The organism is Streptomyces sp. NPDC044061 (genome assembly GCF_056434305.1).
Window position 1 is genome coordinate 125,522 of sequence record NZ_JBWKFL010000019.1, and the last position, 13,536, is coordinate 139,057.

The 13,536-nt window shown below is 71.8% G+C and carries 12 protein-coding genes; 9 read left to right on the forward strand and 3 right to left on the reverse strand.

Translation table 11 applies throughout. The features are described 5' to 3' along the window. Positions 1-18 precede the first annotated feature (18 nt). Positions 19-1,374: an aminotransferase class III-fold pyridoxal phosphate-dependent enzyme gene (locus tag AC07CM_RS29585; protein ID WP_478879502.1), complete on the reverse strand. Its 1,356-nt coding sequence runs from the start codon at positions 1,372-1,374 to the stop codon at positions 19-21. Between the two features lie 223 nt (positions 1,375-1,597). Between AC07CM_RS29585 and AC07CM_RS29590 the strand changes: the two genes are divergently transcribed. Both AC07CM_RS29590 and AC07CM_RS29595 read left to right on the forward strand, forming a co-directional pair. After that, positions 1,598-3,595 carry a serine/threonine-protein kinase gene (locus AC07CM_RS29590; protein ID WP_478879503.1) on the forward strand — a complete coding sequence of 666 codons (1,998 nt, stop codon included), beginning with the start codon at positions 1,598-1,600 and terminating at the stop codon, positions 3,593-3,595. Positions 3,596-3,724: 129 nt separating this feature from the next. Continuing rightward, positions 3,725-5,257 carry a substrate-binding domain-containing protein gene (locus AC07CM_RS29595; RefSeq protein ID WP_478879504.1) on the forward strand — a complete coding sequence of 511 codons (1,533 nt, stop codon included), beginning with the start codon at positions 3,725-3,727 and terminating at the stop codon, positions 5,255-5,257. A gap of 27 nt (positions 5,258-5,284) precedes the next feature. Here AC07CM_RS29595 and AC07CM_RS29600 read toward each other — a convergent pair whose 3' ends face one another. Beyond that, positions 5,285-6,034: an SLATT domain-containing protein gene (locus AC07CM_RS29600; RefSeq protein WP_478879505.1), complete on the reverse strand. Its 750-nt coding sequence runs from the start codon at positions 6,032-6,034 to the stop codon at positions 5,285-5,287. 310 nt (positions 6,035-6,344) lie between these two features. Here AC07CM_RS29600 and AC07CM_RS29605 point away from each other — a divergent pair, with 310 nt between their 5' ends. From AC07CM_RS29605 to AC07CM_RS29615, 3 genes are all read left to right on the forward strand, one after another. Next, entirely contained in the window at positions 6,345-6,689 is a 345-nt protein-coding gene (locus tag AC07CM_RS29605) for a YbaB/EbfC family nucleoid-associated protein (protein WP_478879549.1), read from the forward strand. A 94-nt stretch (positions 6,690-6,783) separates the two neighbouring features. Beyond that, positions 6,784-7,383, forward strand: a complete 600-nt coding sequence (recR, locus tag AC07CM_RS29610) for a recombination mediator RecR (RefSeq protein ID WP_478879550.1) — start codon at positions 6,784-6,786, stop codon at positions 7,381-7,383. After that, positions 7,376-8,032, forward strand: a complete 657-nt coding sequence (locus tag AC07CM_RS29615; RefSeq protein ID WP_478879506.1) for a DUF5063 domain-containing protein — start codon at positions 7,376-7,378, stop codon at positions 8,030-8,032. The genes recR and AC07CM_RS29615 overlap by 8 nt, the downstream gene beginning before the upstream one ends. A 33-nt stretch (positions 8,033-8,065) precedes the next feature. Here the strand turns inward: AC07CM_RS29615 and AC07CM_RS29620 are convergent, their stop codons facing one another. After that, the gene (locus AC07CM_RS29620) at positions 8,066-8,791 is read right to left on the reverse strand and encodes a sulfite exporter TauE/SafE family protein (RefSeq protein WP_478879507.1); all 726 of its coding nucleotides are present in this window, start codon (positions 8,789-8,791) and stop codon (positions 8,066-8,068) included. 171 nt (positions 8,792-8,962) lie between these two features. Here AC07CM_RS29620 and AC07CM_RS29625 point away from each other — a divergent pair, with 171 nt between their 5' ends. The 4 genes from AC07CM_RS29625 (at position 8,963) to AC07CM_RS29640 (ending at position 13,523) form a co-directional block, all read left to right on the forward strand. After that, positions 8,963-10,234 (forward strand): aspartate kinase, encoded by a 1,272-nt coding sequence (locus AC07CM_RS29625; RefSeq protein ID WP_478879508.1) that lies wholly within the window; start codon positions 8,963-8,965, stop codon positions 10,232-10,234. Beyond that, positions 10,231-11,304, forward strand: coding sequence for an aspartate-semialdehyde dehydrogenase (locus AC07CM_RS29630; RefSeq protein WP_478879509.1), 1,074 nt, complete (start codon positions 10,231-10,233; stop codon positions 11,302-11,304). Before AC07CM_RS29625 ends, AC07CM_RS29630 begins: the two co-directional genes overlap by 4 nt. 327 nt (positions 11,305-11,631) lie before the next feature. Then, positions 11,632-12,321 (forward strand): SigE family RNA polymerase sigma factor, encoded by a 690-nt coding sequence (locus AC07CM_RS29635; RefSeq protein WP_478879510.1) that lies wholly within the window; start codon positions 11,632-11,634, stop codon positions 12,319-12,321. 128 nt (positions 12,322-12,449) lie between these two features. Then, the gene (locus AC07CM_RS29640; protein WP_478879511.1) at positions 12,450-13,523 is read left to right on the forward strand and encodes a hypothetical protein; all 1,074 of its coding nucleotides are present in this window, start codon (positions 12,450-12,452) and stop codon (positions 13,521-13,523) included. The last annotated feature ends 13 nt before the right edge of the window (positions 13,524-13,536 follow it).

Sequence of the window (13,536 nt, forward strand, 5' to 3'; positions counted from 1 at the left end):
ACGTCAGCTGCAGTTGGGTTACACCGTGTGCTCGTCGGCGACGCTCAGCGCCGCGTCCAGAGCCGCGAGGCCCTCCTTCAGCTCGGCCTCCGTCACGTTGCACGGCGGGACCACATGCGTCCGGTTCATGTTCACGAAGGGCCACAGGCCGTGCTGCTTGGCGGCGGCCACGAACGCGGCCATGGGGGCGTTCGCCTCGCCGGCCGCGTTGTACGGCACCAGCGGCTCCCGGGTCTCCCGGCTCTTCACCAGGTCCAGTGCCCAGAACACGCCGGTGCCGCGCACCTCGCCGACGCTCGGGTGCCGCTCGGCCAGCTCGGCGAGGGCCGGACCGAGGACCGACTCACCGAGCCGCCTGGCGTTCTCGACGACACCCTCCTCGGCCATCACGTTGATCGTGGCGACGGCGGCGGCGCAGGCCAGCGGGTGGCCGGAGTAGGTGAGCCCGCCCGGGTAGGGCCGCTTGCCGAAGGTCTCCGCGATCCGCTGGGAGATGGCCACACCGCCGAGGGGCACGTAACCCGAGTTCACACCCTTGGCGAAGGTCATCAGGTCGGGTACGACACCGAACAGGTCGGCGGCGAACCACTCGCCGGTCCGCCCGAACCCGGCCATGACCTCGTCCAGGATGAACACGATCCCGTACTTGTCGCAGATCTCCCGGACCCCGGCCAGGTAGCCGGGCGGCGGCACCATGATCCCGGCGGTGCCGGGGATGGTCTCCAGGATGATCGCCGCGACCGTGCCCGGCCCCTCGAAGGCGATCGTCGTCTCCAGGTGCTCCAGGGCCCGCGCGGTCTCCTGCTCCTCGGTCTCCGCGTAGAAGCGGGAGCGGTAGAGGAAGGGCGCCCAGAAGTGGACGACACCGGCGCTGCCGTTGTCGGAGGCCCAGCGGCGCGGGTCGCCGGTGAGGTTCACCGCCTGCTGGGTGCCGCCGTGGTACGAGCGGTACGCCGAGAGCACCTTCGGGCGGCCCGTGTGCAGCTGGGCCATGCGCACCGCGTGCTCGACGGCGTCCGCGCCGCCGTTGGTGAAGAAGATCTTGTCCAGGTCGCCGGGTGTCCGCTCGGCGATCAGCCGGGCCGCCTCCGAGCGTGCCTCGACGGCGAACGCGGGCGCGAACGTCGTCATCGTCGCGGCCTGCTCCTGTATCGCGGCGACGACCTTGGGGTGCTGGTAGCCGATGTTGGTGTAGACGAGCCCGCTGGTGAAGTCCAGGTACCGCTTGCCGTCGTAGTCCCAGAAGTACGACCCCTCGGCGCCTGCGACGGCGAGCGGGTCGATGAGGTCCTGGGCGGACCAGGAGTGGAAGACGTGCGCGCGGTCCGCGGCCTTCACTGCGGCGCCGGCGGAGGGGTTGGGCTGAGGGGTCATGCGGGCGAGCGTAAATGTCCGGGATGCGGACGCGACATCGGCGTCCTGTTCCCTGGGCGGGGGAATTCCGCGACAGATTGTCGAAGGCGGCGGGCGGCACCGCTCCGGGAGGCCGCCGTCCGGGCCGCTGTTACGCAACCGTAGACACCACTCCGCGCGGCACCTTGTACGACCGCACTATTCTCGGTCCGTTGCAGACCTATGGGGGGAAGGCGGCGCGGGGATGGAGAAGCTGGGACCGGGGGATCCGCAGCAGATCGGGGCGTACCGGCTGCTGGCGCGGCTGGGCGCGGGCGGCATGGGGCACGTGTATCTCGCCCGGTCGGACCGGGGGCGTACGGTCGCCGTGAAACTGGTCCGCGAGGAGCTGGCCGAGCAGGAGGAGTTCCGGGCGCGGTTCCGGCAGGAGGTGCAGGCCGCGCGGCGGGTCGGCGGGTACTGGACCGCGCCCGTGCTGGACGCGGACACCGAGGCCCCGGTGCCCTGGGTGGCCACCGGGTACGTCGCGGGCCCGAGCCTGCAGCAGGTCGTCGGACACGATCACGGGGCGCTGCCGGAGCGGTCGGTACGGATCCTCGCGGCGGGGCTCGCGCACGCGCTGAAGGACATCCACGAGGCGGGGATCGTGCACCGGGATCTGAAGCCGTCCAACGTGCTGGTGACCATCGACGGGCCGCGGGTGATCGACTTCGGGATCGCGCGGGCGATGGAGACGCTGGCCGGGGACGGGCTGACCCGTACCGGGTCGCTGGTCGGTTCGCCGGGGTTCATGGCGCCGGAGCAGGTGCGCGGGGACCGGATCACGCCCGCGTGCGACGTCTTCTGCCTCGGGTCCGTGCTGGCCTACGCCGCCACCGGTGTCCTGCCCTTCGGGGGCGCGAACAGCGGGGTGCACGCGCTGATGTTCCGGATCGCCCAGGAGGAGCCGGATCTGGAGGGGGTGCCGGAGGGGATCGCGGACCTGGTCCGGGACTGCCTGAAGAAGGACCCCGCCGCCCGGCCTTCCCTGGACCGGATCCTGGAACTGACGAGGGCGGAGGACACGGTGGCCGGAGGCCGCTCCCGCGACCCCTGGCTCCCCGGCGCCCTGGTGGCCCAACTGGGCCGCCACGCAGTACAACTCCTGGACAGGGAGGACCCGGAGTCCACCCCGACTCCGGGTCCTCAGCCACCCGCACACCCCGCGTCCGGCCCGGCCCAGCAGCCGCCCGCGCATCCCGCCGCCGTTCCGTCTCCCCAGCGACCCGCGGCCGCCGACGGTGGGTCCGCCCCACAGGGGCCACCCGCGGTCGACGACGAGAGTGGTACGGGTGGTGCGGGTGGGAACCCGCACCCGGCCGAAGGCCGGGTGCCCACCCACGCACCGGCGCCCGCACCGGCACCCGCACCCATGAACCCCCCGGCCTGGATCCACGAGCACTCACCGACCCCCGACGCCGCCCCACCGGTGAACCACGCGCCGACCATGGTCTCCGGGCACACCCCACCCCCCAGCACACCCCCCGCCCCTCCCACCTACGGCTCCCCGGCCTCGTACGGCTACCCCCAACCCCACCCCCAGCCGCCGTACACCCCCTACGGCGGCGGCGCCCTCGGCTCCACCCCTCCCTACGGCCCACCCGTCGGCATGCCCCACGAGCCCCCGCGCAAGAACACCCGCTCCACCGCCCTCCTCGTGGCGATCGCCCTGATCGTCGCCCTCGGCGCAGGCGGCTCGGTCTACGCGCTGATGAAGCACGGCGCCGACGACACCGCCGGCGGCACGGTCTCCTCCGCCCCGACCGGCACCACGACCGGACCCGCCGGCACCTCCCCGACCCCCGCCCCGACGACGACCGCACCGACCTCCTCCGCCCCGTCCGACGGCGCGGTCCCGGACGCCTACCTCGGCACCTGGGAAACCACGATCGACAACGCCAACGGCTCCAACACCCGCCAACTCACCATCGAGCAGGGCAAGGTGGGCGACACGGTCCTCACGCTCGTCGCGGACGGCCCCACCGAGGACGGCGGCACGTACCACTGCGTCTTCGCCGCGACCCTCGCGGAACAGCCGGGTGCGGACGGCCCGTTGGAGATCGGCCCCTCCACGGTCACCTCGGGCGAGCCCCGCTCCTCCTGCTCGCCGGGCGAGGCCACGGAGGTCTCGCTGCTGCCGGACGGCCGCCTGAAGCGGGTGAAGAGGACCGGCGGGGAGAGCCTGACGTACACCAAGCAGTGACCTGGACCACCGCCGTCGCAGGGGCTGTTGAACGTTCGGCGAACTTCGCAGAACGCGTCCGTTTCGTCCCCTTCTCCGTGCGTACCGTGACCCCACCATCCGACTCCGGGGAGTGGCGGGGGCACCCACATGGAGTGGCTGAGCGCGGAGAACGTCGTGGCCGTCGGCACGGCGGTGCTGGGCATCGTCGCGTCCGCCGGCATGGTCTGGTACGAGCGCCGGGTGCCACGGCGCAAACGCGTCGGCTACCGCGTACAGATGGACAACCCCATAGGGGACGACGCCCGTTCGGGCCGGCCCAACCGCCGGCTCGGCCTGTTCGACGAGGCCCCGGACATGACCGACGCGACCCTCGTCCTGCTCCGCGTCGAGAACGACGGCTCACAGGGCATCGACCGCGACGACTACACCAGCCCCGAACGCCACGGCCTGACTGCGGTGTTCACCGACCGCACCGTCCGGGGCGTCTCGGTCACCCAGCCGACCGACACCGACCACCTGATGGACCACTTCACCGCCGAACGCGGCTTCGGCTTCGAGGGCAACACCCTGCGCATCCCGCGCGTCCCGCTGAACAAGGGCGAGCACTTCAAGCTGCTCGTGCTGCTGTCCGGCGGGGACGTGGGCCGGGAGATCCGGATCGTCGGCGGCATCCGGGACGGCGAGGTCCATCCCAACCGCAGCGCCACGCCCGACGACAAGCCACCGCTGTTCAGCCGTGCGTCCCGGTTCATCACCATCATGCTCACGGTGTGCGTGGTGACCCTGGCGGCCATCGTCGTGGCCCGCGACGACACGCCCCCTCCGATCGGCTGCGCGAAGGGCGCGCTGACCATCACCGGGTCGACCGCGTTCGCGCCGGTGCTGCGGGAGGTGGCCCGGAAGTACGAGGAGGACTGCGCGGGCGCGGCCATCACGGTGGACCCGCACGGATCCACGGCGGGCATCCGGGAGCTGGCCGCGTCCGGCGCCCAGGCCGGCGGGAAGGGTTCGCCGCCCCTGATCGCCCTGTCCGACGGACCCAAGCCGGCCGGCATGCCCGAGCTGCGCGAGAACCGCGTCGCGGTCTCGGTCTTCGCACTGGTCGTCAACGACGACGTGGGCCTGCGGAACCTCTCGACGGCGGACGTGCGGCGGCTGTACCGGGGCGAGATCACCAACTGGCGTCGACTGGGCGGAGGTTCGGTCGCGGTACACCTGGTCAGCAGGGACGCCAACTCCGGCACCCGGCAGGTCTTCCAGCGGCGCGTCCTGGGCGGCCGGGGCGAGATGGCGAACTCCTCCGTCGACTGCGTCCGCAAGGACGACCCGACCGCGCCGGTGACCCGCTGCGAGCTCGACTCCACCGACCAGGTGCTGACCGAGGTGGCCCGGCTCCCCGGCGCCGTCGGCTACAGCGAGCTCAACCTGGCGACCCGGGCGAAGGGCCTGCACGTGCTGGACCTCGACGGCGAGGCCCCCTCGGTGGACGCCGTCGAACACGGCCACAGCGGCTACCCGTACCGCGAGATCGAGTACGCCTACACCTACGGGCAGCCCCCCGCGGACTCGCTGGCCTCGAGCTTCCTGACGTACCTGTCCAGAGGAAACGGCCAGGACGTGATCCGCACCCACGGCCATGTGCCCTGCTGGACCCCGGAGGGCATGAAGCTGTGCGCGTGAGCCGTTCCCAGGGCCTCTCCTGAGGCCCTAACGGGGCTCCGGCGGCCGCTGCCGGGGCATGTTGGGGCGCGTCCCGTTCGCGGGCGGCAGCGGAAACCTCCCGACGGGCGCACCGGACTCCGCGCGCGCCCCGGAGGCCACCGTCGCCTGGATCCCCAGCGGCGCGGGTCCCGTCCGGAACTCGACCATCCAGTCGGCCGTCTCCGTGCGCACCAGCTCCATCACGTCCTCCGAGAACCGCCGCAGCACCGCCAGGCACCGCTCGGCGGCCTCGCCGGCCGTCCCCTCCGCCGGCCCGAGCACCTCCCGCACGCTCTCCGAGGCCCAGTCGAACTGCAACGCCTGGAGCCGCCGCTGCACGGCCTGTGCGGTGGCGACGTCCCTTATCCACCCGGAGGTGACCCCGAAGAACCGGTCCACGCCGACACAGGCCACGGAGAGCATCAGCGCGAGATACCCCCACGGCGCCACCCCGCCGACCACCCCGGTCAGGTCCAGCAACGGCAGCGCCGCCCCGCAGACCGCCCCCGCCGCGGCCCCGGCCCGCAGCGCCCGGGCCCCGCGCCGCTTCCACACCCGGTCCGCGAGGTACCAGGCCGCCGTCTGCAGTGCCCCCCGCTCCACCCAGCGGTACAGCTCGTCGAGCCGCTCGGCGGGCTCCCCCCAGTCCCCGAGCGGACACGTCCGCCCGGCCAGATCGCCCGGCCGCAGCCCGGCCGCACCCTCGCCCCACCCGTCCTGAGGCGGACCCTCGGGCTGCATCTCCGGCTGACCCACCCGGCACTCCCAACTGAAGACACGACACCGAACACGGCACCGAACACGGCACTGGACACGGCACTGAAAACGACCGGTCGACCGGTCACATTGCGTGACATTGCATGCCGAAGTGCGGCACCCTTCCTACCGCCCAATGGGTGGCGGAGACCGGGCTTTCCCGACTTTTCCGCTCGGAAGAGGGCCTTGATCAGGTATAGGGCCGCCGCCGTTCTCACTCGAAAGAGTGGCGGGGCGATGGCCGCGTGGACCACGTAGGCTCGTGCACAGCGGAGAAACAACGGAGCGCACGAAGAATCAGGAGCTGATCGTGATCCCCGGTGGTGGCCAGCCCAACATGCAGCAGTTGCTCCAGCAGGCCCAGAAGATGCAGCAGGACCTGCAGCGGGCGCAGGAGGAACTGGCGAACACGGAGGTCGACGGGCAGGCGGGTGGCGGCCTGGTCAAGGCCACCGTGACCGGCTCCGGCGAGCTGCGGGGCCTGAAGATCGACCCGAAGGCGGTGGACCCGGAGGACACCGAGACCCTCGCCGACCTGATCGTGGCGGCCGTACAGGCGGCCAACGAGAACGCGCAGACGCTCCAGCAGCAGAAGCTGGGCCCGCTGGCACAGGGCCTGGGCGGCGGCAGCGGCATCCCCGGCCTGCCGTTCTGACGTTCGCCACCTCCGAGACACCCGCACCGCCTTCCAAGGAAAGGTGCGAGCCAACTACCGTACGTACCGAAAGGTCTCCAGGAAGGGCAGTCCGTTGTACGAAGGCGTGGTCCAGGACCTCATCGACGAGCTGGGGCGGCTGCCCGGCGTCGGTCCCAAGAGCGCGCAGCGGATCGCCTTCCACATCCTGCAGGCGGAGCCGACGGACGTGAAGCGGCTCGCGCAGGCCCTCCTGGAGGTGAAGGCGAAGGTCCGCTTCTGCGCGACCTGCGGCAACGTGGCACAGGAAGAACTGTGCAACATCTGCCGCGATCCGCGCCGCGACCCGGCCGTCATCTGTGTGGTGGAGGAGCCGAAGGACGTCGTCGCGATCGAGCGGACCCGGGAGTTCCGTGGCCGCTACCACGTCCTGGGCGGCGCGATCAGCCCGATCGAGGGCGTGGGCCCGGACGACCTGCGGATAAGGGAACTCCTGGCGCGTCTCGCGGACGGCACCGTCACCGAACTGATCCTCGCCACGGACCCCAATCTCGAAGGCGAGGCGACGGCCACGTACCTCGCCCGCATGATCAAACCCATGGGCCTGAAGGTCACCCGCCTGGCCAGCGGCCTCCCTGTGGGTGGCGACCTGGAGTACGCGGACGAGGTCACCCTCGGCCGCGCCTTCGAGGGGAGACGACTGCTAGATGTCTGACGCCACGCTGCACGCGCAGAACCCGGACGACTTCTCGGTCCAGATCGCGGACCAGGTCGAGAGCTTCCTGGTGGCCGTCACCGAGGTGGCGAAGGGCGACGAGCCCGGCTCGGCCGTCCCCTTCCTGCTCCTGGAGGTCTCCCAGCTGCTGCTGGCCGGCGGCCGCCTCGGCGCGCACGAGGACATCGTTCCCGACGAGCGCTACGAGCCCGACCTGGGCCCCGAGCCGGACGTCGACCTACTGCGCGAGAACCTCGCCCGCCTTCTGGAGCCGGTCGACGTCTACTCCGAGGTCTTCGACCCCTACGAGCCCCGCACGGCCCCCGTCCCGGCCCGTATCTCCGACGACCTCGCCGACGTCATCACCGACCTCCGCCACGGCATGGCCCACTACCGCTCCGGCCGCACCACCGAGGCCCTGTGGTGGTGGCAGTTCTCCTACTTCTCCAACTGGGGCCCCACGGCCTCCGCCGTCCTGCGCGCCCTCCAGTCGGTCCTCATCCACGTCCGCCTCAACCAGCCCCTGGAAGAACTGGACGGCCTCGACACCGACCAGCCCTCCATGGGCGACGAAACCCTGGAGTTCGAGGCAGGCAGGGTGATGGCGGAGGAAATCGGCGGACAGCTGGGGATGGGCGGGGGCAGCTAGCCCCGGAGCAGTGTGCGGCAGTGGGGGCCCGGCTCATCGCCCCCACACCCCCCAGACCCCCTTCCCCACCGCGCTCAGGCCGCCCGCCAGGGCGAGGGTCAGTACCAGGTGCCGGGCCCGTTTCTCGGGGATGTGGCCGGCGATCGACCTTCCTGCGGCCGCGCCGGTGGCCAGCGCGGCGGCGACCACCGTCCAGCTGGTCCGGCCCAGGTCGGGCACCCCGTTCGCGGCCACCGAGAAGGCGTTGACGACCACGCCGTAGAACTGGGCGTTGGGCACGAACTCCCGTACCGTCCAGCCGGCGTTGAGGGCGTACAGGGACACCGGTGGGCCGCCCACGCCCGCCGCCGCGTTCATGAAGCCGCCCAGTGCGCCGGCCGTCACCGCGCCCCTGCCGCCGCGCAGGGCCGGCAGCCGGGCGCCCCGCATGACGAGGAGGACGGCCACCGTCACCAGCGCCCCCATCACCGTCAGGAGCAAGGGCTGCGGCAGACGGCGGGTCAGCCACGTTCCGGCCGGGACCGTGCACGCCGCCGCCGCGCACAGCGGGACCATCGCGGCCGGCCGTACCCGGCGCCACCCGCCCGTCAGGCCCACGACGCTGATCGCACCGGCGGCGCAGTTGGCGAGCACCACCCCCTCGGCCGGTCCCAGGAGCAGGACCAGTGCCGGTACGGCGACCAGGGCGAAGCCCATCCCGGTCAGCCACTGGACACTCGCGCCGAGCAGGACGATCCCCGCCAGCAGCAGTTCCGTCATGGTGCCCCTCCTACCACCCCCACTGTGAGCCGGGGCACTTTTCGCGTGGGGTGGCTCGGGCTGGGCAGGTTCCGGAGCGGCGTCCGGTGTCTCACCATGCGGGAGCAGGAGGGTGGATTTCGGACGCTCGTTAGACTGAGCCGACATAAACGAACCGAGCGAGGAGCGCACGTGGGCCTTGTCGTGCAGAAGTACGGAGGCTCCTCCGTAGCCGATGCCGAAGGCATCAAGCGCGTCGCCAAGCGGATCGTGGAAGCGAAGAAGAACGGCAACCAGGTGGTTGTCGTGGTTTCCGCGATGGGCGACACGACGGACGAGCTGATCGATCTCGCCGAGCAGGTTTCTCCGATGCCTGCCGGCCGGGAGTTCGACATGCTGCTGACCGCCGGAGAGCGTATCTCCATGGCCCTGCTGGCCATGGCGATCAAAAACCTGGGGCACGAGGCCCAGTCGTTCACCGGCAGCCAGGCAGGCGTCATCACCGACTCGGTCCACAACAAAGCCCGGATCATCGACGTCACGCCGGGCCGGATCCGCGAGTCGCTGGACAAGGGCAACATCGCGATCGTCGCCGGTTTCCAGGGCGTCAGCCAGGACAAGAAGGACATCACCACGCTGGGGCGCGGTGGGTCCGACACCACGGCCGTGGCGCTGGCCGCCGCGCTCGACGCCGAGGTCTGCGAGATCTACACCGACGTCGACGGCGTGTTCACCGCCGACCCGCGTGTGGTGAAGAAGGCGAAGAAGATCGACTGGATCTCCTTCGAGGACATGCTGGAGCTCGCGGCCTCCGGCTCCAAGGTGCTGCTCCACCGCTGTGTGGAGTACGCCCGCCGCTACAACATCCCGATCCACGTCCGGTCCAGCTTCAGCGGGCTGCAGGGCACGTGGGTCAGCAGTGAGCCGATTGGGGACCAGAAGGTGGAGCAGGCCATCATCTCCGGTGTCGCGCACGACACCTCCGAGGCCAAGATCACGGTCGTCGGCGTGCCGGACAAGCCGGGCGAGGCCGCCGCGATCTTCCGTACCATCGCCGATGCCGAGATCAACATCGACATGGTCGTGCAGAACGTGTCGGCCGCCTCCACCGGCCTGACCGACATCTCCTTCACGCTGCCGAAGACCGAGGGCCGCAAGGCCATCGACGCGCTGGAGAGGAACCGTCCCGGCATCGGCTTCGACTCGCTGCGCTACGACGACCAGATCGGCAAGATCTCCCTGGTCGGCGCCGGCATGAAGACCAACCCGGGCGTGACGGCCTCGTTCTTCGAGGCGCTCAGCGACGCCGGCGTCAACATCGAGCTGATCTCCACCTCCGAGATCCGTATCTCGGTCGTCACCCGTGCCGACGACGTGCCGGAGGCCGTGCGCGCCGTGCACACCGCCTTCGGACTCGACTCCGACACCGACGAGGCCGTCGTCTACGGAGGCACCGGCCGATGATCGGCAAGCCGACGCTCGCGGTCGTGGGAGCGACCGGAGCCGTCGGCGCGGTCATGCTCCAGATCCTGTCCCAGCGCGCGGACGTCTGGGGCGAGATCCGTCTGATCGCCTCCCCGCGCTCGGCCGGCCGCAAGCTGGCCGTGCGCGGGCAGGAGGTCGAGGTCGTGGCCCTGACGGAGGAAGCCTTCGGCGGGGTCGACATCGCCATGTTCGACGTGCCGGACGAGGTCGCAGCCGAGTGGGCGCCGATCGCCGCCGCCCGCGGTGCGGTCGTCGTCGACAACTCGGGCGCCTTCCGCATGGACCCGGACGTGCCGCTCGTCGTACCCGAGGTCAACCCGCACGCGGTGCGGTCCCGGCCGCGCGGGATCGTCGCCAACCCCAACTGCACCACCCTGTCGATGATCGTCGCCCTGGGCGCGCTGCACGCCGAGTTCGGGCTGCGCGAGCTGGTGGTGTCGTCGTACCAGGCGGTGAGCGGGGCGGGCCGCGCGGGCGTCGAGACGCTGCGGGCCCAGCTGTCCCTGGTCGCCGGGACCGAGCTGGGGACCAAGCCCGGTGACGTCCGGCGGGCCGTCGGCGACGACACGGGGCCGTTCCCGGAGCCGGTCGCGCTGAACGTCGTCCCGTGGGCCGGGTCGCTCAGGGAGGACGGCTGGTCGTCGGAGGAGATGAAGGTGCGGGACGAGTCCCGCAAGATCCTCGGGCTGCCGACCCTGCCGGTCGCCGTGACCTGTGTACGGGTCCCGGTGATCACCACGCACTCGCTCACCGTCCACGCCCGCTTCCAGGGCGAGGTGACCGTCGACGGCGCCCGCGAGATCCTCGCCACCGCGCCCGGCGTGGTCCTGTGCGACGACCCCGCCGCGGGTGAGTTCCCCACGCCCGCCGACGTGGTGGGCACCGACCCGACCTGGGTCGGGCGGGTCCGGCGCGCGCTGGACGACCCGACCGCGCTCGAGCTCTTCGTGTGCGGCGACAACCTTCGCAAGGGCGCGGCGCTCAACACCGCCCAGATCGCCGAGCTGGTGGCGGCGGAGATCACAGGAGAAATCTCCCCACGCGGCTGAGACATTTGTAGGATCCATGTAAGACATGTGGCTGGGGTGCATGGTCCAAACCACTTGTACCCGAGCTGCTCGGCGACAGAGGATTCTCCTCCCCGCCCCCCGCAACCGCGCGGGGGGCGGGGAGCGTCTTTGCGGTCACCCTTTGCGGGGCGTGGGACGTGAGGATCCTGGCGTGGGGACGCCGTGATCGGGGCGTTGGGGACGCCCGTTCAAAATGGGATATAGGGGAAGAGCGGGACGCATGACGGCACTTGAGGCATCGCCGGTTGTCGCACATGTGACGTCCGGCACGTACAACCCTCCCGGGGGTAAACGTGTCCAACTGGCGTGGCAGAGGTACTCGAACTCACTGCGGCCCGCGGCACGGTCCTGCGGCCGCCCCGCGCGGCGCTCCGGCCGCGCGTTCCCGGCGGCATGCCGGTGATCGCGCCCATGCCCGCAGCGCGGCCCGCCCGCATACCCAGTCAGCGTGACGGCTCCGACGAGACAGAGGCGACAGCGGCGACCTCCGACACCGCGGTCGCCGGCACGACCGTCGACCACCTCACCGAGACCTACCGGGCGCACTACCGCTCGCTGCTCGGCCTCGCCGCGCTCCTCCTCGACGACACCGCCTCCTGCGAGGACGTCGTCCAGGAGGCCTTCATCCGCGTCCACTCCGCCCGCAAGCGGGTCCGCGACCCCGAGAAGACCCTCGCCTACCTGCGACAGACGGTCGTCAACCTCTCCCGCTCCGCGCTGCGCCGCCGCATCCTCGGCCTGAAGCTCCTGTCCAAGCCGATGCCCGACATGGCGAGCGCGGAGGAGGGCGCCTACGACCAGCTGGAGCGCCGGGACCTCATCAAGGCGATGAAGGGCCTGCAGCGCCGCCAGCGCGAGGTCCTCGTCCTGCGCTACTTCGCGGACATGACCGAGGCCCAGGTCGCCGAGACGCTCGGCATCTCGCTGGGCTCGGTCAAGGCGTACGGCTCGCGCGGCATCGCCGCGCTGCGAGTGGCCATGGAGGCACCGGCATGAGCGGGCGAACCGAAGGGGGCGATTCCCACGAACGCCACTCCCACGAGCGCCATGAGCCCTACGCCTGGCACGAACCGACGAAGCACCACGAGCAAGAGCACACGCAATCGCACGCTGGGAACGGAACTGTGAACCACGGCCCCGACGAAAAGGGCCCCGAGGGGCTCGGCCCGGACCTCGACGGGCTCGGCGAGGACGAGCTGGCACTGCGCCGCATGCTGCACTCGGCGGTCGACGACGTCGAACCGCGCACCGGCAGCCTGGACCATCTGCGCCGCGCCGTGCCCGCCCGGCGAGCCCGCAAGCGCCAGGCCGCCGTCGGCATGGCGGCCGCGGCGCTGTTCCTCGGCACCGCGGTCCCCGCCCTCATCCACGTCTCGAACTCCGGCGGCACCGACCCCAACACCGCCATGGCCGGACAGACCTCCCAGGCCCAGGGGGGCGCCACCCAGGGCAAGGACCCGGACGGCGGCTCCAGCAGCGCCGGCGGGGCGCCCGGCAGGACCCCGGGCCACGGCAGGGACAGCGGCAAGTCCGGCGGGCCGGGAAGGGCGGGCGGCGACGGCACCGGCTCGTCCGGCGGCGCCAACCCGTCCGCCACGATGGCCGCGGGCGCCCCGCTGTGCACGGCGACCCAGCTGGGCTCACCCGCCCAGAGCGTCGACGCTCCCGACACCGCGGGTGTCGTCTACGGCACCTTCCGCATCACCAACACCTCGACCACCGCCTGTACCGTCGGCGGCCCGGGCACGGTCGGCGTCTCGGCGCAGGGAGCCGCGGATCCCGCCAAGATCGGCAGCGCCCGGCACGCGGCCGGGGACGCCGCGGCCGGCCTGCCCGACCCCTCCCTGGAGGTGGCCTCGCTGGTGCTGCAGCCTGGCGCGGCCTACGAGGAGAAGTTCGCCTTCGTGCCCTCCGAGACCTGCCCCACCACCGGCGGCAGCACCGGCGGCTCGGACAGCGGCGGCCCCTCGCCCGACCCGACGCCCACCCAGGACGCCGGTTCCACCAACTCCGGCGGGAGCACCGACACCGGCGGCACGGAGGGCGTCACCCCCCAGCTCGGCACCGAGGACGGCGGGACGGCCGACGGCAGCGTCCTCGTCACCCACACCGCGCAGGCGGGCCCGACCGTGCAGGCGACGGTCCCGAACGAGTGCGCCGGGACGGTCTACTACACCGGGGTGCTCGCGGGGGCGTAGGACGGGGCCCGGG

Excerpts from the sequence above, each read along its gene's own strand:
- AC07CM_RS29585 (WP_478879502.1), bottom strand. The coding sequence starts at position 1,374 with ATGACCCCTCAGCCCAACCCCTCCGCCGGCGCCGCAGTGAAGGCCGCG.
- AC07CM_RS29590 (WP_478879503.1), top strand. The coding sequence starts at position 1,598 with ATGGAGAAGCTGGGACCGGGGGATCCGCAGCAGATCGGGGCGTACCGG.
- AC07CM_RS29595 (WP_478879504.1), top strand. The coding sequence starts at position 3,725 with ATGGAGTGGCTGAGCGCGGAGAACGTCGTGGCCGTCGGCACGGCGGTG.
- AC07CM_RS29615 (WP_478879506.1), top strand. The coding sequence starts at position 7,376 with ATGTCTGACGCCACGCTGCACGCGCAGAACCCGGACGACTTCTCGGTC.
- AC07CM_RS29620 (WP_478879507.1), bottom strand. The coding sequence starts at position 8,791 with ATGACGGAACTGCTGCTGGCGGGGATCGTCCTGCTCGGCGCGAGTGTC.
- AC07CM_RS29630 (WP_478879509.1), top strand. The coding sequence starts at position 10,231 with ATGATCGGCAAGCCGACGCTCGCGGTCGTGGGAGCGACCGGAGCCGTC.